This window comes from Hydrogenovibrio sp., from assembly GCF_965140365.1.
Classification (GTDB): domain Bacteria; phylum Pseudomonadota; class Gammaproteobacteria; order Thiomicrospirales; family Thiomicrospiraceae; genus Hydrogenovibrio.
Genome location: NZ_OZ223196.1, coordinates 107,592 through 127,611, shown reverse-complemented (window position 1 = coordinate 127,611; position 20,020 = coordinate 107,592). Strand labels below are relative to the sequence as shown.

19 protein-coding genes are annotated in these 20,020 nt (G+C 48.8%); 10 read left to right on the top strand and 9 right to left on the bottom strand.

What is annotated here, in order from left to right:
* Positions 1-18 precede the first annotated feature (18 nt).
* A complete protein-coding gene (locus AC0KH7_RS00590) occupies positions 19-2,043 on the bottom strand; it encodes a TonB-dependent receptor plug domain-containing protein (protein ID WP_472369769.1) in 2,025 nt (674 codons plus the stop codon).
* A 211-nt stretch (positions 2,044-2,254) separates the two neighbouring features.
* Here AC0KH7_RS00590 and AC0KH7_RS00585 point away from each other — a divergent pair, with 211 nt between their 5' ends.
* From AC0KH7_RS00585 to AC0KH7_RS00565, 5 genes are all read left to right on the top strand, one after another.
* Positions 2,255-2,794 carry a HugZ family pyridoxamine 5'-phosphate oxidase gene (locus AC0KH7_RS00585; protein ID WP_472369767.1) on the top strand — a complete coding sequence of 180 codons (540 nt, stop codon included), beginning with the start codon at positions 2,255-2,257 and terminating at the stop codon, positions 2,792-2,794.
* Positions 2,795-2,918: 124 nt separating this feature from the next.
* Positions 2,919-3,419 (top strand): ferritin, encoded by a 501-nt coding sequence (locus tag AC0KH7_RS00580; protein ID WP_472369765.1) that lies wholly within the window; start codon positions 2,919-2,921, stop codon positions 3,417-3,419.
* A 135-nt stretch (positions 3,420-3,554) separates the two neighbouring features.
* Positions 3,555-4,439 (top strand): cupin-like domain-containing protein, encoded by an 885-nt coding sequence (locus AC0KH7_RS00575; protein ID WP_472369763.1) that lies wholly within the window; start codon positions 3,555-3,557, stop codon positions 4,437-4,439.
* A 4-nt stretch (positions 4,440-4,443) separates the two neighbouring features.
* Positions 4,444-5,259, top strand: a complete 816-nt coding sequence (locus AC0KH7_RS00570; protein WP_472369761.1) for a DUF3616 domain-containing protein — start codon at positions 4,444-4,446, stop codon at positions 5,257-5,259.
* Positions 5,217-5,396 (top strand): hypothetical protein, encoded by a 180-nt coding sequence (locus AC0KH7_RS00565; protein WP_472369759.1) that lies wholly within the window; start codon positions 5,217-5,219, stop codon positions 5,394-5,396. The genes AC0KH7_RS00570 and AC0KH7_RS00565 overlap by 43 nt, the downstream gene beginning before the upstream one ends.
* A 10-nt stretch (positions 5,397-5,406) precedes the next feature.
* Here AC0KH7_RS00565 and AC0KH7_RS00560 read toward each other — a convergent pair whose 3' ends face one another.
* The 3 genes from AC0KH7_RS00560 to trmA all read right to left on the bottom strand — a co-directional run bounded on the left by AC0KH7_RS00560 (position 5,407) and on the right by trmA (position 8,400).
* Complete coding sequence (locus AC0KH7_RS00560; RefSeq protein WP_472369757.1) at positions 5,407-6,420, bottom strand: lipid A deacylase LpxR family protein; 1,014 nt, start codon at positions 6,418-6,420, stop codon at positions 5,407-5,409.
* Between the two features lie 91 nt (positions 6,421-6,511).
* Positions 6,512-7,276 (bottom strand): sulfite exporter TauE/SafE family protein, encoded by a 765-nt coding sequence (locus AC0KH7_RS00555; RefSeq protein WP_472369755.1) that lies wholly within the window; start codon positions 7,274-7,276, stop codon positions 6,512-6,514.
* Positions 7,273-8,400 carry a tRNA (uridine(54)-C5)-methyltransferase TrmA gene (gene trmA / locus AC0KH7_RS00550; protein WP_472369753.1) on the bottom strand — a complete coding sequence of 376 codons (1,128 nt, stop codon included), beginning with the start codon at positions 8,398-8,400 and terminating at the stop codon, positions 7,273-7,275. The genes AC0KH7_RS00555 and trmA overlap by 4 nt, the downstream gene beginning before the upstream one ends.
* Before the next feature lie 272 nt (positions 8,401-8,672).
* On the opposite strand from trmA, the gene AC0KH7_RS00545 reads away from it, so the two are divergent.
* The gene (locus tag AC0KH7_RS00545; protein ID WP_472369751.1) at positions 8,673-9,926 is read left to right on the top strand and encodes a diguanylate cyclase; all 1,254 of its coding nucleotides are present in this window, start codon (positions 8,673-8,675) and stop codon (positions 9,924-9,926) included.
* Positions 9,927-10,076: 150 nt separating this feature from the next.
* Positions 10,077-11,207, top strand: coding sequence for a hypothetical protein (locus AC0KH7_RS00540; protein ID WP_472369749.1), 1,131 nt, complete (start codon positions 10,077-10,079; stop codon positions 11,205-11,207).
* A 123-nt stretch (positions 11,208-11,330) separates the two neighbouring features.
* Here the strand turns inward: AC0KH7_RS00540 and gluQRS are convergent, their stop codons facing one another.
* A complete protein-coding gene (gene gluQRS / locus AC0KH7_RS00535) occupies positions 11,331-12,275 on the bottom strand; it encodes a tRNA glutamyl-Q(34) synthetase GluQRS (RefSeq protein ID WP_472369747.1) in 945 nt (314 codons plus the stop codon).
* A gap of 199 nt (positions 12,276-12,474) precedes the next feature.
* Here gluQRS and metH point away from each other — a divergent pair, with 199 nt between their 5' ends.
* The gene (metH, locus tag AC0KH7_RS00530; RefSeq protein ID WP_472369745.1) at positions 12,475-16,185 is read left to right on the top strand and encodes a methionine synthase; all 3,711 of its coding nucleotides are present in this window, start codon (positions 12,475-12,477) and stop codon (positions 16,183-16,185) included.
* A gap of 139 nt (positions 16,186-16,324) precedes the next feature.
* Here metH and AC0KH7_RS00525 read toward each other — a convergent pair whose 3' ends face one another.
* The gene (locus AC0KH7_RS00525) at positions 16,325-17,044 is read right to left on the bottom strand and encodes a hypothetical protein (protein ID WP_472369743.1); all 720 of its coding nucleotides are present in this window, start codon (positions 17,042-17,044) and stop codon (positions 16,325-16,327) included.
* 637 nt (positions 17,045-17,681) lie between these two features.
* Here AC0KH7_RS00525 and AC0KH7_RS00520 point away from each other — a divergent pair.
* Positions 17,682-17,960, top strand: coding sequence for a hypothetical protein (locus AC0KH7_RS00520; protein WP_472369741.1), 279 nt, complete (start codon positions 17,682-17,684; stop codon positions 17,958-17,960).
* A 351-nt stretch (positions 17,961-18,311) separates the two neighbouring features.
* On the opposite strand, the gene AC0KH7_RS00515 is transcribed toward AC0KH7_RS00520, so the two are convergent.
* Both AC0KH7_RS00515 and AC0KH7_RS00510 read right to left on the bottom strand, forming a co-directional pair.
* Positions 18,312-18,608: a type II toxin-antitoxin system RelE/ParE family toxin gene (locus AC0KH7_RS00515; RefSeq protein WP_472369739.1), complete on the bottom strand. Its 297-nt coding sequence runs from the start codon at positions 18,606-18,608 to the stop codon at positions 18,312-18,314.
* Positions 18,609-18,610: 2 nt separating this feature from the next.
* A complete protein-coding gene (locus tag AC0KH7_RS00510) occupies positions 18,611-18,862 on the bottom strand; it encodes a type II toxin-antitoxin system ParD family antitoxin (protein WP_472369738.1) in 252 nt (83 codons plus the stop codon).
* A 130-nt stretch (positions 18,863-18,992) separates the two neighbouring features.
* On the opposite strand from AC0KH7_RS00510, the gene AC0KH7_RS00505 reads away from it, so the two are divergent.
* Positions 18,993-19,289 (top strand): hypothetical protein, encoded by a 297-nt coding sequence (locus AC0KH7_RS00505; RefSeq protein WP_472369736.1) that lies wholly within the window; start codon positions 18,993-18,995, stop codon positions 19,287-19,289.
* Between the two features lie 70 nt (positions 19,290-19,359).
* Here AC0KH7_RS00505 and AC0KH7_RS00500 read toward each other — a convergent pair whose 3' ends face one another.
* Positions 19,360-19,992, bottom strand: coding sequence for a CBS domain-containing protein (locus AC0KH7_RS00500; RefSeq protein ID WP_472369734.1), 633 nt, complete (start codon positions 19,990-19,992; stop codon positions 19,360-19,362).
* Positions 19,993-20,020 lie beyond the last annotated feature (28 nt).

Genomic DNA, 20,020 nt, shown 5'->3' with positions numbered 1-20,020 from the left:
ACTGTCTTGCGTGAACGGTCAGTCTTCATACTGAAAACGAACCCCTAAATAAAAATAGCGACCGGCTTCCGGTCGGAAGTCGGTTCCATCGAATTTGCGCTGTACGTCGGTTAAATTGTCGATTCCGCCATACAGCCGCCAATCTTGATTAATGTCGTAATTCACAATGGCATCCCAGGTGGTGAAGCCAGGTGAAACCGTGTTATTAGCTTCATCCAGATACTGGTCTGACTCATAATTCATCTTCACGGTTACCGTCACCACTTTCCATAAATAGGTGTCCAACCCCAACTTCGCTTCGTGCTCAGGGCGCTCGACCAACACTTTTTTCGTATCGACATCGCGTGCATTGAGGTAGTTGTAGCTGGCATCCAAACGGAAATAGGAACCCAACGGTTTTCTGAACACAACTTCAACGCCTTCCGTCATGGCTTTTTCGATATTTTGATATTCATAAACCGCCGCGCCATTCGGGCCGACCTTATTCGGGTTAAGCGCTTCGGCAATCAGATCATCGATGTCATTGTGAAATAGACTGACGCCCAAACTGCCATCGTCGGGAAACACCCATTCCAGCCCGAGTTGATAACTGATGGAACTTTCAGGTTTTAAATCCTTATTCCCCTGTACCACATAACCAAGCTGGCTATGATCAAACAGGTAATAAAGCTCTTTAAGATTCGGAGTGCGGTAACCGTTACCGACACCGGCTCGAATATTGACCCGGCCGGGTAACCAGTCTTGGCGGCTGTACATGGCGTTCAACATCGGCGCGAGATGCGAACCGTCACGGGAGTCATTGTGAAAACGAGCACCGGGCAGCACTTCAAGGTTCGGGGTCACAAACCAACTGTCCTGAGCAAAAACCGACGTTGACTCTTTGGTCTCATCCGCCACTTCCTGAGTACCGGTCGAAAGGTTTTTGACGTCCATATAGTCATATTGAAATTCGGCCCCTACCGTGACCAAATGCGAATCGCCAAATGGCATATCCAATTGCGCCGCGGCCTCGGAGTGGTCGGTAAAGGTTTTACGATGGGAGGCTTTATTAGAGTCATTATCGAAGCCTTCCCACATCGCGCGAACCTTCCAGTTCCAATCATTTTTCAGACGTTGTTCGACCACTGTAGCGATATTAGTCACTTGGGTTTTATCACGATACTCATCCGTCGTATTCCCCACACCGGGAACATAATCGTTAACTAAGGTAGCCGCATCTTCATCGAAATACCGCGGCATCAGAGTGACCTTTAAATCGTTGTCGAACGCATATTGAAACTTGCCGGAAACCGTATTTTTATGACCATTCCAGCCTTGAGTCGACTCGCCTGCGGTGTCGGGCGCTTTAAAACCGTCCGACTCGGTCAAGTCGGCAATGACCTGGCCATACCATTTGTCTTGTTTGGTCGACACTTCAAAATTGCCGTGTTTTTTTGCAAGCGGATTATCCTTTTCGCTTTGCTCTCCCCAGTTCCCGCCCGACACATCCGCACTCACGCGAAAATTCGCCGTCGGTTCTCGGGTAATGACATTGACCACCCCGCCCATCGCAGAAGTGCCGTACAAAGCCGAGGTCGCCCCTTTAATGATTTCAATGCGCTCCACGTCTCCAATCGCCACCTGAGTCACATCCACCGTGGAGCCCGTGCTGGGTGACACCGGATTGCCGTCCACCAGAATCAAAACCCGATCCGGATCGAACCCTTGAATCCAAACCCCTTTACCGGTCTTGCCATGAATCGGCTTGAGTTGAACGCCGGGCACATACTTCAAGGCTTCCGCCAAATTCTGAGCATGGGTTTTCTCGATGTCATCCCGCGTCACCACCGTGGTTTGGACCGGCACCTCATCCAAACGTCTGGGGGTTTTGGTGGCGGTTGTCACCTGAACGGTCTCCAGACTGGTTTCACCGGATGGCTTCGCCGGTTCCGCCCAAACAACCTGCGAAAACGCAGACAAACACATCGCGGGAAGCAGCAAACCGCCATTTCGAATCGCGGCTTTATAGAAAAATGCACGAGTGCATTGATTGAATTTCATCATTGGATTTCAAACTTCTTGCTTTAGATTTAAACTTAAATAATATCCAAGTCATTATTGATAACTATTTTCATTCTCTTTATAATTAACCAACTGTCAAGATGAAATTGATAAAAAAATTTGAGTGATTTTTCGAGCGACTGATTGCACAATGTCCATCAGGCAAGGCTGACGCGTCACTTAGCGACAACCAAAATTCAATGCGGAGAAGACGATGAGTACAGAAACAAAGAAACCTTTAAGCAGCATCTACAATGAATTCAACCGATTCATCGATAGCCACCAAAGCGTGGTCATGGCCACCATCAACAAAGCCGCAGAGCCGGAAGCCAGCTATGCTCCAGTGATGCGCCACGATGGTCATTTTTACGTTTACATCTCGGAACTGTCGAACCACACCTTTAATCTGATGGAAGACCCACAAGCCAGTTTGCTGTTCATCGAGCCCGAAAACGACGCCAAACACCTGTTCGCCCGCAAGCGCGCCACTCTGAAGGCTACGGCCAAGCACATTCAACGCTCGGAAGCGGAATGGGAAAGCATTATGGATAAACTGGAAGAGAAATTCGGTGAGATTATCAAAATGCTCAAGCCGCTGGAAGATTTCCACCTGTTCGAATTGACCCCGCTCTCAGCCGGGTATGTGCGCGGTTTCGCTCAGGCGTATAAGTTGGAAGGCGAAGACCTATCGGATGTTACCCACCTCAACGAAGGCGGGCACGGGAAAAGTAAAAAAAATGATAACGAATCTTGAAAAGATTAAATTATTGAAAAATCAATAAGTTAATACTTTTCAATTTGCGTTCACAAGTACACTTAATCTAGAATGAAACACTTAAACACATCCAAAGAATATGGAAAAACCGGGAGAAAGCATCATGTTAAAACCTGAAATAGCCGAACTGCTTAATAAGCAAGTCAATGCCGAATTTTATGCATCCAACATTTACCTTCAATTGAGCGCTTGGTGTGAAGACAATGGATTGGAAGGGGCCGCCAAGTTTTTCCGTGGCCACAGCCTGGAAGAACGCACCCACATGGATAAAATCTTTGATTACATGGCCGAGTGCAGTGCACCGGTAACCCTGGAAGCCATTCCGGCCCCGCCAAACAGCTTCGACAACCTCATGGAAGTCATCAATGCGGCTTACCAGCATGAATTGAAAGTCACCGCCATGATCCACGACATTGCCAATGCGGCCTTTGATATCAAAGACTACACCACCTTCAACTTCATCGAATGGTTCATTGCCGAACAACACGAAGAAGAAGTCCTGTTCGGAAAAATCCTATCCAAAGCGGAAATGCTGGGCTTTACCGGCCAAGCCGGCCAGCAATTGCACATCATGGACAACTACCTGCGCTTCATCAAAGAATAAACCGCAGCCACACCGAAAACGGCCAGGCCTGGCCGTTTTTGTCTTTGCGCCACATCTTTTTTCCACCCGACACCATTACGCCGCCTCGCCGGTTTCCGCTATACTGTCTACATTGACAACAACATCCGATCCGTCATGAAAAACCTACGTTCGATTACCACCGTTGATACCCTGTCGAAAAACGACTTCCTCACCCACTTCAAACACCCTGAAGTTCCGGTCAAGTTCGAACACCTCTCTGACGATTGGCCCGCTCGGAAGAAGTGGTCCATTGACTATTTCAAAAAAGTCGCTGGCGATCGAATCGTGCCGTTATACGACAGCCAACCCTCCAAAAACCGTAAACACCAACATGCACCGGCCGCACAGATGCCGTTGGCCGACTATCTGGACAGGCTGCAAGCCGGCGAAAACGATTTGCGCCTGTTTTTTTACAACATTCTGCAAGAAGTACCGGAACTGACCCGGGATTTCGACTACCCGGACATCGGCCTGCCGTTTTTCCGCAAACTGCCGGTGCTGTTTATGGGTGGCACCGGCGCCAAGGTGCAAATGCACTACGACATCGATTTGGCCGATATTTTCCTGTGCCACTTCGGCGGCAAAAAGAAAGTCATGCTGTTTCCGCCCGACCAAACGCCTTATATGTACAAGGTACCCTTTTCGTTCAGCAGCCTGTTCGACGTCGATTACCGCACACCGGACATCGAAAAATACCCGGCGCTGCAATACTTGCAAGGCTATGAAACCGAATTGAACCACGGCGATATCCTGTATATTCCGCCCGGCTGGTGGCATTACATTGAATACGAAGAACTCAGTTTTTCCATGGCGTTACGCGCCTTTCCACGCCGCCCGAAAAACCTCGCGATTATGCTGAAAAACTTACTGTGGACCCGCAGCATCGAAGGCCTGATGCGTAAAACCATCGGCCAAGCCTGGAACGACCGCAACGAAAAACGCGCGGTGCAGAATACCCATCGTTATCTCGCCAAACACCACACCTCCCCAAAAGGATGACGCCATGCGCCCCTTCTACACGGTCATTTTAATGCTTGCCACCTTCACGGTTTCAGCGGCCGATGAAGCCCCTCAAATTCAAGGTCAGCTGTCCATTGACCCGGACAATATCAGCGGCCTGGTCATCACCGACCGCTTCATGGCGCTGGCCACCGACGAAGGCACTGCCCTGCAAATCCTACCGAAACGCAACGGCGTTTATCTGGCGGAACCGCCCGGTAAACTCACCCTCACCAAATCGTCGGATGAACTGGATCTGGAAGGCCTGGCCTGGCGAAAACCCTATCTTTACGCCATCGGCTCCCATTCCAAAAAGCGCAAGAAAATCAAACCCGGTGCCTCGGACAAAAAGAATCTGAAGCGTCTCACGCCCATTTACGACGAACCGTCACGCAACGTCCTGTTTCAAATTCGGCTGAACGATGACTTGCAAGCCACCTCGGTTCGAAAGCACTCATTAATGCCCCTTATTCAAAATAACAAAATGCTCGCCCCCTTCAGCGCTTTGCCGAGCAAAGAAAACGGCATCGACATTGAAGGCCTAGCCGTCACGAAGCAACATCTCTACGTCGGTTTTCGCGGTCCGGTATTTCGGGGCAACCTCGCCGCCGTCTTGAAACTGGATTTGGAAGCAAACACCTTTGAACTGAGCGATCCGAAACTACGGTTGGTGAATTTAAACGGTCTGGGGATTCGAGACATGGTGGCCGACGACACCCAGCTTTATCTGCTGTCCGGTCCGGTCAATGAAGTGCCGAACCGCTATCAGGTGCACGTTTGGAACGGCAAACCCCGTTTTCGGCATGGCCGCCACGGCTAACGCTGGAAAGTCCAAAAGGCAAACCGGAAGGCTTGGTGGTGCAGAAACAACCGAAATCACCAGGTCTGGTGATTTTCATTGCGCAAGACGGTTTATTGAACGGCAGTTTAAAACGCTACGAATCAACACTGAAATAAACCGAAAGCTTTAAATTTCGAACCCAACCACCAAGGAAGCGAAACGAAACGCCTCCTCCGGTTGGTCACGATAAAATTGTCCAAACACCGAACCGGCAAACAGCACATAAAAACCATCCCAGGCAATCGCCCCACCATATTGACCGGACGGAATCAAGTAGTTGGCCGGTTTCAAACCGGTGTCGTCGTCGGTAAACAAGCGACCGTCACGAAACACATTGTAGATTTGATATTGAACCGACATATCGACAAACACGAACCAGCCAAACTCCTTTCCGACATTCATCACATGATTGAAGGTGTTAAAACTCATCACCGGTCTCGCACCATCGCCATAATAAACGCCCACCCCTGCATTCAAATTGGTTTCCGGTGAACCGACCATCGCGGAAAAGGAACGGTACATCTGAAAATGTGGTTCAAGCTGAGGGTCAAACAAAAAATGCTGGTTATCGAAACCGATTTGCAACGTCGGTTGATTGGGCAGTTGATTGTCCCAACCGGAGGCATTGGAATTACCGATAACGGAGTGAATGCCGTCCTGAATCTCGCGTCCGCCACTGGCCGGGCCCAGCCAACCTACGCTGAAGCTCAACAAAGATTGATGACGGCCGTAATGATAAAATCGCCGCCAATCGAAATGGGTCCAAGCGGTGTTCCCCGCGCTTTCCAATCCCGAATCGGTGCGTTTTTCCAACGTAAAAATTTGAGTGGAAAGTTCCAGTTGATCGGTCTGCTGGAAGAGCCGTTCATCCTTTTTGGGCAAAGCGGCTTTTTCAATCGGATCAATCAACCAGTTCACCAGGCCAATGCCGTTTTCATCGGTCCAACGGACATTCAAGCCCCCGGTATATTGCCGGTCGGTGCCATAGACAATGTCGTTATCCGCTTGAAATGATAACTCCGAAGCCAATACCGGCAGAGCCGCCATCAACATTGAAAAACCGAACAGAAGGAATTTCAAGCGCTTCAAACAGCGTTCTGCTACACATACCGAATGATCCAGACGAGCTTTCCTAGCCAAGAGAAGCGTCTCCCAATAAAAAAATGTTACTAAATTGTAACACCCATTACTCCAGTACCGAAAGACCTTCACCCTCGATACCGGAATGGCTTTACAGCAAATTCGGTAAATTTTTGTACAGAATAAACAGCCCGATCAACACCAGGAACACCGAGAAAATTTGCTTCAGCAATCCCTGGTCCACTCGGCTGCTGACCTTGTGCCCCAGCCAGCCTCCGACAATCCCGATGAGCGAGAATAAACCAATGACGTGCCAATCAATGCTTAACTGCAACGCACTTAGCACATTCAGATATTCGTAGAAACCGACAAACGACTTGGCGGCAATAATCACCAAACTGGTGCCCACCGCCAGACGCATCGACAAGCCACCAAGCAGCACCAACGCCGGAATAATCAAAAAGCCGCCGCCGACACCGACCAGACCGGTCACCCCGCCGACCAGCAAACCGTCAATCGCAATTTTATACACCGCGCGTTCCTGTGTCGGGGTGTCGTCTTCAAGTTTGACCGGACGGAACATCAAATAGGCCGCTGTCAGCAGCAAGACCGAGAAAATCAGCATCTGCACCGCATCGGAAACATAATGTGCACCATAGGCCCCCAGGTAAGCCCCCAGCATCCCCGGCAAACCAAACACCACCACGGTTCGCCATTTCACCAAACCCTGGCGCGCATAAGGTAAGACAGAGAAGACACTGATAATCCCGACAATCATCAAAGAACCGGCAATGGCCACCTTCGGGTCCTGCCCCACCAGATATATCAGTACCGGCACGGTCAAAATCGAACCACCCGAACCGAGCAGCCCCAAACTCACACCAATCAGTAATGCACCTATCCAAGCTAGTATCATTTGGCTTTCCTTTTTAGATATACACCGCTTTCAATATGATGGGTGTAAGGGAATTGATCAAACAGAGCGGTTTCGACCACGTCATGAGTACGGCCAATGTCCGCCAAATCCCGCGCCAGGGTTTCCGGGTTACAGGAGATATACAGAATATGCTCAAACTCCGTCACCATTTTGCGCGTCAAATCGTCCAGCCCCGATCGCGGCGGGTCCACGAAAATGGTATTAAAGTCATACGACTTCAAATCCACATCCTTAAGACGAAAAAAGGCCCGCTGGCCTTCCAGTGCGGCGGAAATTTCTTCCGCCGCCATTTTCACAACCCGCACATTGTCCGTGCGGTTCGCGTCAATATTGAATTCCGCCGACGCCACCGAAGTTTTGGAAATCTCCGTCGCCAACACTTGATTGAAATGCGACGCCAGCGCAATCGAAAAATGCCCGTTACCGCAATACAATTCGATCAAATCCTTGGATTGGTCCGGGTTGGCCAGCGCGGCCATTTTGCGCGCCCAATGCAACATATTTTGCGCCATTTCGGCGTTCGGCTGAGTAAAACTGTTTTCCACCTGCTGATAAACAAACGACTGTTCATCCACCTGCAAACGTTCGATGACGAAGTCCTGATCCAAGCACACCTTTTGTTTCCGTGCTCGGCCAATGATGTGGGTAATCGGCAAGGTTTTGCGCAGGGTTTGTGCCGCTTCCAGCCAGGCCTGGTCGGTTTCGGTCTTATCACCGTTTTTTTGCTGTAACGGGCGTCGGTAAATCAAGGTCACCAGCATTTCGCCACTCAAAGTGGCCAGAAAATCGACTTGAAACAACTTGGTTCGCAACGCAGGCTGGCGCATGATTTCCGCCATCAAACGCGGCATTAAATTCGCGATGCTTTCCAACGCCATCGGACAGGACTCAATCGCCACCTTTTCCTTGGTATCCGGATTGAACATGATGTAATCGGTGCGGTCACCTTCATGCCACACGCGGAATTCCGCTCGGGCACGGTAATTAGCCGGGCGGGATGCAAACACCGTCATCGGTTCGGATTTCGGTAACAACGCCGTTAAACGATTAACTTTTTCGTCCAGCTGCGTTTGGTAACGGTCGGGAAAAACATCGCAGAGCATTCAGGGGTATCCAGGGTTTTAAATCGAAATGCACGACTCTCTTGCTTTGAGCCGGAAGGTGATCGTGCAATTTTTATCAGGTTTTTTGAATTTTGAACGAAGTATATCACCAATCCGCCCTAAAAGCGGCTTCGAAACAACGCCTTAATCAAATAGTCACACTCAAAATGGGAATTTATTCAAAAAAACTTACTCCGTCACAAAAAAATCATGTAAGGTTTCGTACGCACAAATACAATAATGATATTAAACAACTTTTGCACTCAACCACCATGACAAACATGACAAACGAATGCTTTCTGATTATTGAGGACCAACCCTCAATGGCCAGTTTATTGAAAACCGAACTTCAAAAACTGACATCGCTCACCATTCACACCTGCCACTCACTGGCGGAAGCCAAAAACTTGATTGAAAGCGGAATCGAGGTTGCTGTCTGTTTAAGCGATTTGCAATTGCCCGACTCCTACAATGGCGAAGTCATCGAATACTTAAAGCACCACCACATCACCACCGTAGTGCTCACCGCCTCGTATAAAGAAGAAACCCGCGAAGAAATGTTCCGCCTCAAGGTCGCGGACTACGTCATCAAAGACAGCTTGTCCTCCATCCGCTATGCGGTACAAATTACCGACCGGCTGTATAAAAACGCCCAACGCATGGTATGGATGCTCAGCTGCGGATCGCGTTACAGCTCCAAACTGCTTGGCATGCTTCGCAACCACCGCTTTCAAGTGCGGCTTTACGAAAGCTGCTCGGAGATGGACGCCGACCTGAAAGAAGCCTTACCCAGTCTGATTCTGCTGGACAGCGCCCAAAACGTCATCAACAACAACACCTTCGATTTCACCAAAAACATCCGCAACCGTTATTCGCAAAGCCAGTTGCCGATTATTTCCTGCGAAGCCAGTGAAAACATCTCTTCCGCCATCAAATTGATGAAATACGGCGTCAACGACTTCTTCAACACCAACTTCACCCCCGAAGAATTCTATGTGCGCGTCAACCAGAACATCGAACAGGCCGAAACCTTCAAAGAAATCGAACACATTTCCCAAACCGACGGCCTAACCGGGCTCTATAACCGCCGCTTCTTTTTCCACAAGGGCGGCCAACAGTTCACCGACATCAAAGCCCAAGGCCAATATTTCTTCACCCTAATGGGTGACATCGACCACTTCAAAAACGTCAACGACACCTACGGGCACCAAACAGGCGACGAAGCGATTATCTTTACCGCCAATTGCATCCAAGACACCTTCTCCGATTACTTGGTCGCCCGTTTCGGCGGCGAAGAATTCTGTGTACTGGGCCAGGTTGAAGACACCAGCGAAATCGAAGCCCTCTGCGAAACCCTGCGCCAAACCATCGAAACCGAATCCGAAAACCAAACCGGCGTACGCTTCACCATCAGCCAAGGCGTCACCTACTCCGGCGAGACCCTAGACGACGCCATCAGCAAAGCCGATAAAGCCCTTTACCAATCCAAGGAAAGCGGACGAAACAAACTGTCGGTCGACTTTTAATGCGAACTAGTACTTACAAAATTTCCATTTTTATTTATAATAAAACTCTAATATTTAAAGGACGAGTTTTATTAACATCACTCCTTTGCATAAAGCGCACTTATCTAACCTTATTAATTGCTCTCAAATTTAAAGGAAATATAATCAAAAATGAATTTTTTTGTACTCATAACAACTTTTGCACTGTCTATCCTTTTAACAGCCTGCGGCGGTTCCAGCAGTAGCAGTAATACAGATACAAGCAACCCAGAAACAAGCAATATTTCTGTAGACGTAAAAACTCTGCAAGACCTTTACGAAAATGGCGTTTATGAATTTCAGGACTTTCATGCTTATATAGACACTGACTCTGGCGAACCGTCTGGAAGCCTAACAATCGTAGCATTCGTTAGCCAAGATAATAAATTAAATACACTGTCTTACTATTTCAGCACTTTTTATGGCGATAATTGGCAAACAACTTATGGAAACGACCAAACAGATGACGAACTACTGGTGTACAAATCTTCTCATGGAGGTTGGCAATCCATCATAGGCAATCATTTTCGTTATGAAACAGCGGAGTTTTACCCTTCTGAAATACTTGAACTAAAAGAACCTGTATGGGCCAATATGCAAATATCCCTTCATGAAGAAATTGACTTAGACGGAAAACAAATTCAAGACACTCTGCTGGAGTTTCAAGCGGAAGGAAGAGATCCTTATTTACTTTCTTTCACTAGCGATGTCACAGGAGACTTATTTGCAAACCAAGCATTTAATCCCGGTTCAAAAGCCATAACGCTCAAATTCAAACACACCCAAGATGCCGTAATTGCACGCGGTCTGGACAGCCCCTTAGGGGAAGGTTTCGCTGGTCCCCTTTTTTCAACCCTTGAAGAATGGATTCAATATCAGCAAGATTCCAACCGGGAATTTTATGTAGAAGATAAAATCAATAACAAATCGCTAAAACTACTCTTTCAGTCGCAGCCACTTGAAGCCAATCAAACTCAAGGCGATTTTACAGTCATTGATATTGTCACAGGTTTAGAGGTAAACGACGTCACCGCCTCATGGGAAATTCTGAATATCAACGGTAAAAGAGTTTTAAGAACTCAAAGCGAATTCAATAAAGAGACCAGCATTGGGCCCGAACTTTTAGAGCATGAAGGTCGAATTTATTACGCCAGTATCTTCCTAAAAGATACGGAGTACACAATGTTCTACTTCAATAAAGAAGCAAAAGACAGTGTTCAAGAATTCGTGGATTTCAATAGCTTGAGCCAACAGGCTATCTAAATTTGTTCTTAAAGGCCCTTAATTAAATAGGGCCTCTTACCTCATCAAAATAAATCAGATTCTTATACAGTCAAACCTAAACGCTTTTCAGCGTTTATTAGGTAAGGTACCCTTCATACCTCTCTAAACAACTTTCTTGACCTTTGATAGCTGCCAAGTCTCCACCGCCCAATCCCAAAGCGGAATCAGGGTGTTGAGTTCTTTAGGTGGAGAATGGTTCAAAAACGTCAAGGCGGCGCGCAGGGTTTCGGCGGCCTCGTCTTTTCGGATGGCCGGGGCGCGGCTTTTTTTGCTGAGTTTAATGCCTTCACGATTGGTCACCAAGGGGTGATGCGCATAATGCGGCGGTTCGTGTCCTAACGCCAGCATAATGGATTGTTGGGCAAAGCTGCTGGTGAGCAAGTCCGCCCCCCGCACCACTTCGGTCATGCCCATTTCAATATCGTCCACCGCACAGGCCAGATGGTAACCGATCACGCCATCCGCCCGTTTGACCACAAAATCGCCCAACTCGGCGGCCACTTCCAAACACTGCGGCCCTTGTACCACATCGTCAAAACACAAACGCCCGCCGTCCGGTTGGAACCGCCAGGCAGCTTCTGGCTGCATGGCTTCGACATCCGGTTTCACGGCGTCGTGACGACAATAAGCATCGTACAACCACGGTGTTTCCGGTTGCCGTTGCTGCAATTGTTTACGGCTACAACCGCAGACATACAACCGCCCCGATTCGTTCAACGCATCCAAAGCCTGTTGGTAAATCGCGTCCCGTTCGGACTGATAGACTTCCGGCCCGTCCCATTCAAAACCATAAGCTTCCAAGGTTTTGACAATGCTTTCACACGCGCCGGGCGCTACACGAGGCCCATCGATATCGTCAATCCGTAATCGCCATTCACCGCCCTGCGATTTGGCATTCAAATAACTCGCCGTCGCTGCAATCAAAGAACCGAAATGCAACGGCCCGCTGGGCGTCGGCGCAAAGCGCCCCACCACTTTTTGTGCTTTTTGCGCGTTTTGCGGTGCCGAGGGCGATTTGGATGTTGTGGAAGTTGGGTCAATATTCATACCCTTATCTTAACCGACGATTCCCGGCAAGTGAATGTTCTATCCTTCCGCGTGATGCCCGCCTTCGAAAACCCGAAAACCACCAGGCCTGGGCATTTTTACTCAAGGTCTCACTCGCCAAAATTACGTCTGATGTCAACGGCTTATTGAGTTAAAATACACGGTTCTTATATTTTTGACAGACAGAATGGTTTTATCTATGACGGATCGCGCAACTCGGATTTCACAACTCAAATCGCTTTTGGCGGAACGCATTGTCATCCTCGACGGTGCCATGGGGACAATGGTGCAGTCCTTGCAGCTCAGTGAAGACGACTTCCGTGGCGAACGTTTTGCCGATTACCACATGGACATCAAAGGCAACAACGACATTCTGGCCATGACTCAGCCGCATTTGATTCGAGACATCCATTTGTCGTTCCTCAATCGCGGCGTCGATATCGTCGAAACCAATTCTTTCAACGCCACCACCATCGCGCAGGCCGATTACGACATGCAGGACATCGTCACCGAGCTGAACATCGCTGCCGCGCAAGTGGCGCGCGAAGCCTGCGATTTGGCCGAACAAAACGACGGCCAGCCGCGCTTCGTCGCCGGTGTTTTAGGGCCAACCAACCGCACCGCTTCCATTTCGCCGGACGTCAACGACCCGGGTTATCGCAACACCTCCTTCGATGAATTGGTTGAGACTTACAAGCAAGCCACGCACGGCCTGCTGGAAGGCGGAGCGGACGTTATTCTGATTGAAACCATTTTCGACACCTTGAACGCCAAGGCCGCGATTTTCGCGGTGAAAGAAGTGGAAAACGCCATCGGTTACGAAGTGCCGATTATGCTGTCCGGCACCATCACCGATGCTTCCGGTCGAACCCTTTCCGGCCAGACGACCGAAGCGTTTTACAACGCCGTCGTCCATGCGCAACCGCTGTCGGTCGGCCTGAACTGTGCCCTAGGGCCGGAAGAACTGCGCCCTTATGTGCAAGAAATGAGCCGCGTGTGCGAAACCTATGTGTCCGTTCACCCCAACGCCGGTCTGCCGAACGAATTTGGCGAATACGACGAAACCCCGGAACAAATGGCGGCGGAAATCGCACACTGGGCGGAACACGGTTGGATAAACATCATCGGCGGCTGCTGCGGCACCACGCCGGATCATGTGGAAGCCATGGCTAAAGCGGCTTTGGCACACCCCACCCGCGCCCTGCCGGCAATCGCCCCGGCCTGCCGCTTGTCCGGCTTGGAGCCGCTGAACATCGACGAAAGCTCCCTGTTCGTCAATGTCGGCGAGCGTAACAACGTCACCGGTTCCGCCAAGTTCAAACGCCTGATTATCGAAGAAAACTACGGCGAAGCCATCGACATCGCCGTCAAACAAGTGGAAGACGGCGCGCAGATTATCGACGTCAATATGGACGAAGGCATGCTGGACGCCAAAGCCTGCATGGTCAAATTCCTCAATTTGCTGGCCTCCGAGCCGGAAGCCTCCCGCGTACCGATCATGATCGACTCCTCCAAATGGGAGGTCATCGAAGCCGGTTTGAAATGCATCCAGGGCAAAGGCGTGGTCAACTCCATTTCCTTGAAAGAAGGCGAAGAGGCCTTTATTCATCATGCCAAACTGGTCAAGCAGTACGGCGCGGCGGCGATTGTGATGGCCTTTGACGAAGACGGCCAGGCCGACACTTTGGAACGCAAAATCGAAATTTGTGAACGCTCTTATCGCGTGCTTGTGGATAAAGTCGGCTTCTTGCCACAAGACATTATTTTCGACCCGAACATTTTCGCCGTTGCCACCGGCATCGAAGAACACAACAACTACGGCCTCGACTTCATCAACGCCGTCACCTGGATTAAAGCCAACCTGCCGCACGCCAAAATTTCCGGCGGGGTCTCCAACGTGTCCTTCTCCTTCCGCGGCAACAACCCGGTGCGCGAAGCCATCCACTCCGTGTTCCTCTATTACGCCATCCAAGAAGGCATGGACATGGGCATCGTCAACGCCGGGCAAATGGCGATTTACGACGACCTGCCGGAAAAACTCCGTCAAGCCGTGGAAGACGTCATCCTCAATAAAGACCCGGAAGCCGGCGAACGCTTATTGGAAGTGGCCGAAGAATTCCGTGGCGACGGCCAAGCCGCCAGCAAAGTCGCCGACACCGCCTGGCGTGAACAAAGCGTGGAAAAACGCCTGGAACACGCGCTGGTCAAAGGCATTACCGACTACATTGAAGAAGACACCGAAGAAGCCTACCAAAAACTCGGCTCCGGTCTGCACGTCATAGAAGGCCCGCTGATGGACGGCATGAACGTGGTCGGCGACCTGTTCGGTTCCGGCAAAATGTTCCTGCCGCAAGTGGTCAAATCCGCCCGCGTCATGAAACGCGCCGTCGCCTATCTGGACCCCTATCTGCTGGCCGCCAAAACCGAAGGCCAGGCCAACGGTAAAATCGTCATGGCCACGGTCAAAGGCGATGTTCACGACATCGGCAAAAACATCGTCGGCGTGGTATTGCAGTGTAATAATTTCGAAGTGATTGATTTGGGCGTCATGGTGCCCGCCGAAAAGATTCTCGACACCGCCGTCGAACAAGGCGCCAATGTCATCGGCCTGTCCGGCCTGATTACGCCCTCGCTGGAAGAAATGGTCAATGTCGCCAAACTGATGAAAGAACGCGGCATGGACTTGCCGTTGCTCATCGGCGGCGCCACCACATCCAAAGCGCACACCGCCGTGAAAATCGAACCGCAATACGACCACCCGGTGGTGTACGTTAAAGACGCCTCTCGCGCCGTCGGCGTGGCGCAAAGCCTCATTTCCAACGACCTGAAAGTCGATTTCGCCGCCAAAATCCGCGCCGAATACCAACAGGTTCGCGAAGAACGCAAAGCCCGCGCCCAGCAGGTCAAGCGTATCCCAATCAAACAAGCGCGCACCAATCCCGCCTTAACCGACCAGGCCTGGCAGGAATTCACCCCCGTGAGACCAACATTCCTCGGCAGCAAAGTGCTGGACAACTTCCCGTTGGAAAAACTGGTGGAACGCTTTGACTGGTCACCTTTCTTCCAGGCCTGGGAGTTACACGGAAAATACCCGCGCATTCTCGACGACAAGGTCGTCGGCGAAGAAGCTCGCAAAGTGTTTGCTGACGCCCAAACCATGCTTAAGCAAATCATCGACGAAAAATGGCTCACCGCCAAAGCCGTGTACGGCTTCTACCCGGCCAACCGCGTCGGCGACGACATTGAAGTCTATACCGACGAAAGCCGCACCCAAGTGCGGCACACCTTCCATCACCTGCGTCAGCAGGCCGAGAAAAAACGCGGCGGCGCCAATAACTGCCTGTCGGACTTCATCGCCAGCAAGGAAAGCGGCGTGGCGGATTACATCGGTTTCTTCGCCGTCACCGCCGGCATCGGCATTGACGAGCACGTGGAACGCTTTGAAAAAGACCACGACGACTATCACGCCATTATGCTCAAAGCCTTGGCCGACCGCTTTGCCGAAGCCTTTGCCGAAACCCTGCATGAAATCGTGCGTAAGGACGATTGGGGCTACGCGCCGGACGAAAACCTCGACAACGAAGACCTCATTAAAGAGCGTTACCAAGGCATTCGCCCCGCCGCCGGTTATCCGGCCTGCCCAGACCACACAGAAAAAGGCACCCTTTGGGAACTGCTGAAACCGGACGAAACCATCGGACTGGACATTACCGAAAGTTTTGCGATGACGCCGACGGCCGCTGTTTCCGGCACCTACTTCGCGCACCCGGAAAGCCGTTACTTCGGCGTCGGCTCACTCGGCCGCGACCAAGTGGAAGACTACGCCCACCGCAAAGGCTGGAGCATCGAAGAAACGGAAAAATGGCTGGCACCGAATTTGGGGTATGACCCTGAGGATTTTGCTCAGTAAACAAGTTGCCTAGATTGACACCCATGTGGAGATCATTAGGAACCAATAATGAACAAATCATGGCCGTATAAGCATTAGACGATTTTACTTTAGCCATTACGTTTGTTTGACTTTGGTGAAAATCAATCAGGAGGCATTATTACTCTGCATTATTTGGAAATAACAACTTTTTGGCTTGTTGCAACCTTTTTGGATTTCTTAAAACATCTTGATAACGTTTTGCCTTTTCGATGATTTCCATTTCATTTTGCAGTCCGGCGAGCAGATAAAGCTTTTCGAGGTAACCCTTTGCCAAAGGGTCGTAGTCATATTGGCGGCTGAAATCAGATAAAAGTGCGTAACCAATACCAGGGTGGTTTTGACTTAAGCAAACCTCAACCGCCAGAATGGCAGCCAGCGCATCGCCATAAGCGGCGGCTTCAACACTCAGAGTAAAAGCCTTTTTAGGCTGAGCACTTATCAACCTAGCGGCCCAAGCCGTTTTAGCCAAAAGATCTCCCGACTCTGAAAGAATTGCTAACTTTTCATCGCTAAATGTATTGTATTCTGATCTACTCGTCTCAATCAGTTGCTTTGTTATCAACGTATCGTCCTCGGATGGGAAATACGTTTCGTTATTGATTCGAAAGCCTCTTTCAATATAAGGACCAGCATTAATGGAAGTGGAATCGACGACCGTAGGACTCGGACTTGGTTGAACTATTTTTTGTTCGGCTAAATTATGGGGCGTTAACGTTATTTGCATTTCATCCTGCTTTTCATTCTTTGTATTAGTTTCAGTTTTGTTATCCGCAACATCAGGCAATAAAACAAAATAAACACATAAACCCATTATGCTTACAAGAAGAAAAAATTTCATACACACCTAAGATAGTTAGTGACAAATTCCACAATATCCCGTGCCATTGTTTGTTATGACAACAGGGGCATGAGGATCGTAAATAAAATCACCGTTAGGCGTTGCGGGCCATTCCCCATAACCAGCAGCAGGATTGAATAAAATTACGTTATAATATAATCTATCATAAGTATTAATTACCCCATCTCCAGTCCAATCCTGTATTGCTTGATAGTTATACTCAACTGCATATGCCGTAAAACCCCCCGCTAAAAAAAGCAAACTTATTCTTACCCAGCTCCGAAATACTCTAGAAAAATCGGTTTTGCTATCCTACCGTTCATGGCTGACGCCCCTGTTCAACGTTGAAAAGTTAACTTTAAAATAACCTAACACACGAAGCAAATAAAAACAATAATAATTATCATTAATAAAAAGTATACCTATTTAGAAAAGAAGAAAGCGCCCCCTCTTTAATTAAATTCAGCTTAATTATTTGTCTTACTGGGTAAATAACAATTAAGTGACTTTTATATATGGAATAATTTAGGGTCGGAATAAAATTAAATCCTAGCTGATTAAAGTGCTATAAAATTCGACACCAAACTGCCCTTATCATTTAAAGTGAATCCTTTGAGATAAAGCAAGGTAGGCTCAAATGACCATCCATTACACCATCCAAACATTTGATAACCAGGAACCCCCGCACCTTCTAAAAACCATTAAAATTAGAAATGCGCTGGCTTTGCCTTCGGTTAATCACATTGTGAATATTGATTTTGATGACTACATCGTACAAGAAGTCCGGCACCGTGTGGCCTACAAAACGGAAACCTTTACCAGTGAACAGGGGATTCAAAGCGCTTACCAAGAAGTGGACGACATTGTCGTCATCGCTCGCAAAAAAGAGGGCGAGACCACTTATTCTTTAAAATAAAACGCTTAAGATTCACGGTTTCAAGTCGCGATTTCAAGAAATAAAAGCCGTCTCAAATGAACGAAACACTGTCTCGGCCACTTAACAAAAACGACTAGCAGCCTGTCGGACTTAAACGATCGAAGCGAAAAAAAGTCTGATTTGAGACAGTTTTTGTTCAATTTTGAGGCGAATAGCCCGCTATTTAACGAAAAATTGGGCCAAAAATGGCCAAATTCAGCTTTTTTGCAGCCGGTTGGCTTAAGTCCGGCAGGCTGCTAGGCCGGGTTGTTGTTTTTGTGATTTTCAATCCTCAGCTCACAATCGAAACCGAAAGAGCCCCCGAACCTTGAATTTCGAGAAGAACCAGATTCAACTATTTTCCAGCTGACTGTCAATATCCATACTTTGATGAAGTAGTCGCACAATATCGATGCCGTCTTCTGTTGGCAAATAGACAATTAAATGGCTTTTATAAATATGCAGTCTAACAGCAGGCGTCAATTCTTGATATTGCCAGCCCATTTTTGGGTTTTCTGCAATCAAATCAAAAATAACCAGCATTTCATCCAGGTAGTGGTGGGCCTGTTGAACACCCCAGTTTTCAGCACTATACCGCCAAATTTTTTCGAGGTCTTTTTCGGCGGCGGGCGTCAGTTTATAACGCACGTTCACTCAACCCTTTCATCAAACTCGTTCACCATTCTTTCTTTGAAGGCGTTCGAATCAAAAGGTTGCGCAGCGCCACTTTCAAGCCCTTCATTAATCGCCTGTTGTAAGGCTTTAACTTTTTGCATCCGCAGCTGATCCTTGCGAATTAAATCACGCACATAATCGCTACTGTTAGCATAAAGCCCTGTATCAATTTGACCTTTTACCCAATCTCGCATTGGATCAGGAAGTGAAATATTCATTGTCGCCATAACCCACTCCAAAAAATGAACGAAACAAAAAGTAAAAATTATTATGCCAATTAATGGCAAACCTTGTCAAAAAATCATGGCCGAATAAAATCAATCGACAGGCTGTACACGAATCGTTAAACTCAACCTCATGAAAAATTTATTGCTAAAACTCTTCTCCCCCATTCTCAATCCATTGGAAAACGCGGATGGGCATTATGAATACAGTCCGTCGCACCGCAAAGTGTTAAAGATAATGGGCTTTTTGTTTATCACGCTGGGCGTTGTCGGTTTGTACTTTTCCATTCTCGCCAACCAGATTGCGGGCCTGTTTCCGGTGATTCTGTTTTCCGTCATCGGTTTGATTTGCTTGGTGGTGGCGTTTCTCGGCAGCGACAAAGCGGTGTCCAAACTATGGCGCAACCGCAATGAAGGCGCGCCGAAATAAGATTGAATTAACCGCAAAACGCGCTGGTCAAACCGGCCTATTGGTTGCCATTTAACCAAAGCTTATTCAATCAGGTCCAAAGGCTGAGTGGCGGGTCGGTGGCAATGGTTTTAATCAAATCGGTGCGAGTGACAATGCCGACAATGGCATCTTTTTCATTAACGACCGGCAGCGCCGTCAAACCATAATCCGCCATCACTTTGGCGACACGGCGAATATCCGTCACCGGATCGGCGGTAATCACCTCTTTAATCATGACGTCTTCAATGCTTTTTTCCGGCAAGGTGAACACGCGTTCGCCATCGGTTGAAATAATGTGCATTAAATCCAGCAGCGTGAGCATGCCCACCAGAAAGTGTTTTTCATCAATCACCGGCAATTGGGTGTAACTGTGTTTTTGAAAAAACCGAAAGGCGGTTTCAATGGGCGTGTCGATGGGAATCGTCACCACTGGATGCCCCATAATTTGATTGACGTGCAACACCGGCTCGCGATGGTTGGATTCAATCATCTTTTGATAGGCGTTGACACCTTTGGAAGCCAATCCACCGTTGTCCGGCGTTCCCTGCACAATCAAGGTTTCGTCTTTACCGACATCCTGCTGAAAATCCATCTTTTCAGCCGGTGACGGTTGTTTCACGCGTTTTAATTCTTCCAGACTGTTACGAAACGAACGGCCCTGGATATTATAAATTGCAAACATCTTCCCCTCGCAACGGTATTGTTCTGGT

Coding starts and splice junctions, on each gene's coding strand:
- AC0KH7_RS00590 (WP_472369769.1), bottom strand. CDS start 2,043: ATGATGAAATTCAATCAATGCACTCGTGCATTTTTCTATAAAGCCGCG.
- AC0KH7_RS00585 (WP_472369767.1), top strand. CDS start 2,255: ATGAGTACAGAAACAAAGAAACCTTTAAGCAGCATCTACAATGAATTC.
- AC0KH7_RS00580 (WP_472369765.1), top strand. CDS start 2,919: ATGTTAAAACCTGAAATAGCCGAACTGCTTAATAAGCAAGTCAATGCC.
- AC0KH7_RS00575 (WP_472369763.1), top strand. CDS start 3,555: ATGAAAAACCTACGTTCGATTACCACCGTTGATACCCTGTCGAAAAAC.
- AC0KH7_RS00570 (WP_472369761.1), top strand. CDS start 4,444: ATGCGCCCCTTCTACACGGTCATTTTAATGCTTGCCACCTTCACGGTT.
- AC0KH7_RS00555 (WP_472369755.1), bottom strand. CDS start 7,276: ATGATACTAGCTTGGATAGGTGCATTACTGATTGGTGTGAGTTTGGGG.
- trmA (WP_472369753.1), bottom strand. CDS start 8,400: ATGCTCTGCGATGTTTTTCCCGACCGTTACCAAACGCAGCTGGACGAA.
- AC0KH7_RS00545 (WP_472369751.1), top strand. CDS start 8,673: ATGACAAACATGACAAACGAATGCTTTCTGATTATTGAGGACCAACCC.
- AC0KH7_RS00540 (WP_472369749.1), top strand. CDS start 10,077: ATGAATTTTTTTGTACTCATAACAACTTTTGCACTGTCTATCCTTTTA.
- gluQRS (WP_472369747.1), bottom strand. CDS start 12,275: ATGAATATTGACCCAACTTCCACAACATCCAAATCGCCCTCGGCACCG.
- metH (WP_472369745.1), top strand. CDS start 12,475: ATGACGGATCGCGCAACTCGGATTTCACAACTCAAATCGCTTTTGGCG.
- AC0KH7_RS00525 (WP_472369743.1), bottom strand. CDS start 17,044: ATGAAATTTTTTCTTCTTGTAAGCATAATGGGTTTATGTGTTTATTTT.
- AC0KH7_RS00520 (WP_472369741.1), top strand. CDS start 17,682: ATGACCATCCATTACACCATCCAAACATTTGATAACCAGGAACCCCCG.
- AC0KH7_RS00510 (WP_472369738.1), bottom strand. CDS start 18,862: ATGGCGACAATGAATATTTCACTTCCTGATCCAATGCGAGATTGGGTA.
- AC0KH7_RS00505 (WP_472369736.1), top strand. CDS start 18,993: ATGAAAAATTTATTGCTAAAACTCTTCTCCCCCATTCTCAATCCATTG.
- AC0KH7_RS00500 (WP_472369734.1), bottom strand. CDS start 19,992: ATGTTTGCAATTTATAATATCCAGGGCCGTTCGTTTCGTAACAGTCTG.